Source organism: Acidaminococcus sp. (genome assembly GCF_050873445.1).
In the GTDB taxonomy this organism is placed as follows: Bacteria; Bacillota; Negativicutes; order Acidaminococcales; family Acidaminococcaceae; genus Acidaminococcus.
On record NZ_JBNMIU010000099.1, the window covers coordinates 1 to 2,061 of the forward strand.

Here is a 2,061-nt window from a genome sequence, read left to right on the forward strand (position 1 = left end):
GGCCAAGTCCCGCATAACCAAGAAGTACACGAACGTCACAGTGGCCGACGCCATCCGCCAGACCATCAATGACTTTTCTATTCCGGCCGGGACTATTCCCGACCTGTCCGTCACCTGCAATTTCATTGCCGATGATATCTCGGCTACGGAGGCTATCAAGCAGGCATTATCCTATCAGTCTGCACAGGATGGCAAGGGATACCATATCTACATGACCGAAGGGAAGCTCAACGTGGTCTGCATGAATGACCAGGTGGTGGAGGACTTCCTGATCAGCGATGTGACGAATCTGACGGGCGCGTCTGTTTCTGAATCGGTGGAAGACATGGTATCGAAAGTGGTCGTCGTTGACAGTACGGGACAGACGAAGGGGGAGCTGCCCAATACTACAGACATCCAGAAATTTGGTCTCATCCAGGCCATTTGCAAGGCCGACCCTAAGCAGGACGATGCCTCGCAGGCAAGGGCCATGCTGAAGACCGTCGCCCATGACATGTCCATCCGGGCCATCGGTCATATCCAGTGCATCGCTGGGCTTTCTGTCTCAGTCCAGGAAGAACAGCTCAAGGGCCAGTTCTTCATCAAGTCGGACAGCCATAAAATCGAAGGCAACAAGCACCTGATGGAGCTGCATCTGGTATTCAACAAACTGCTGGATGAGCAGAAACAGGAACTGGACAGTACATCGTACAATGCCAACCCGGATTATGTGCCGCCAGCGGAAACGGAATCGACATCTTCTGTTTCTACAGGTGGCGCTGTGGCTGGCAGCAGTGTGGTCGATGCGTGCATGGCCAATTTCGAGGGTACCGTTTCTCCCTATGGCTCAGAAGGCTGTGTCGACCGGGCGACCATCGCCGCGGCGGGCTATTCCCCTTTTGCAGCGCAGGAATATAACAATGGCGTGAAAGGTTGTGACCAGCTGCGGGCCGATGCAGAAGCACAGGGCCTGGCTATTCCTTATGACCCGTCGCAGCTCGAAAAGGGCGACATCATCATGTACAACCGCTACAGCAAGCCGGACCCGAACTGGCATGTTGTCGTCTATGACGGAAGTGGCGGCTGCTGGGGCAACAGCTCCAATGTCTATGGCTGTTTTCATCACTACGAAGGCAGCATCGATATGGGGAGCGACTATTATCCGGCGACCATCATCAAGACATCGAGGGGGTGACAGGAGATGCAGAAAAATCCGTATATCAGCCTGCTGAATCTGATGGAGCAGGTGAGCCGCAGCAGCAATAGCCCGGACATTCAAATCGGGCAGATCCTGGCTTCGCCGCCAGATATCAAGGTACGCTATAACGGCATCATCCTGACGAAAGAGGAGCTGTGGATTTCCCATTATCTCCTGGCAGGTTATGGTCGCACGGCTAAAGGCCATCTGGTATCGGCGACACAGAACCGTGCCGGCGGCAGCGGCGATGCAGCTTACCAGTCCCATAATCATGATATCGATAATGACTACACCGATTCCGTCATCTATACGGATACACTAAAGCCCGGCATGTACGTGGCCATCATGCCCATGCTCATCAATGGCCGGATTCAGCAGTACATTATTTTGGATGAGATTGTGAGGATTGATGGCCATGGCTGATCCTTTTGTAGCAATGAACAGCATCCAGGCAGCGAACCGGAATGAGTCGCTGCCTCTTTTCGTAGAATACGGCTATGACTTTGATAAGCAGTGCTTCCGCTACGACGAAAAAGGCCAGAACCTGATGGTGACGGAAAATGAAGCCCTCAAGGTCTGGATTTATAAAGCACTTCTCACCGAACGGTACCGGTACTTAGCGTATGATGACAGCTATGGCATTACCATCGAGCCGTATCAGGGGAGAGCGCCAAACAGCCAGTATACGGCAGACAGGATTTGCCAGAATATCCGTGAGGGATTGATGGTGAATCCGTACATTGCCCGCATTAACCATATCGAGGTGGAGAAGCGGGAACGGGATGATTTGGCCATTACGGTTGACGTCACTTCCATTTACAGTGACGAATCATTGACCGTGACGGCAGGAAGGAGCGAGGCATGAGCAATTTATTTGATGCACA

General features: G+C 52.7%; 3 protein-coding genes. All 3 read left to right on the top strand.

Features of this window, described 5'->3' with window-relative positions:
* Positions 1-1,174 (top strand): XkdQ/YqbQ family protein (locus tag ACR0QW_RS10930; RefSeq protein ID WP_432643657.1); only part of this gene is annotated, 1,174 nt, incomplete at its 5' end.
* 6 nt (positions 1,175-1,180) lie between these two features.
* The gene (locus ACR0QW_RS10935; RefSeq protein WP_009014535.1) at positions 1,181-1,600 is read left to right on the top strand and encodes a DUF2577 domain-containing protein; all 420 of its coding nucleotides are present in this window, start codon (positions 1,181-1,183) and stop codon (positions 1,598-1,600) included.
* Positions 1,593-2,042: a DUF2634 domain-containing protein gene (locus ACR0QW_RS10940; protein ID WP_416184043.1), complete on the top strand. Its 450-nt coding sequence runs from the start codon at positions 1,593-1,595 to the stop codon at positions 2,040-2,042. The genes ACR0QW_RS10935 and ACR0QW_RS10940 overlap by 8 nt, the downstream gene beginning before the upstream one ends.
* Positions 2,043-2,061: the final 19 nt, after the last annotated feature.

Excerpts from the sequence above, each read along its gene's own strand:
- ACR0QW_RS10935 (WP_009014535.1), top strand. The coding sequence starts at position 1,181 with ATGCAGAAAAATCCGTATATCAGCCTGCTGAATCTGATGGAGCAGGTG.
- ACR0QW_RS10940 (WP_416184043.1), top strand. The coding sequence starts at position 1,593 with ATGGCTGATCCTTTTGTAGCAATGAACAGCATCCAGGCAGCGAACCGG.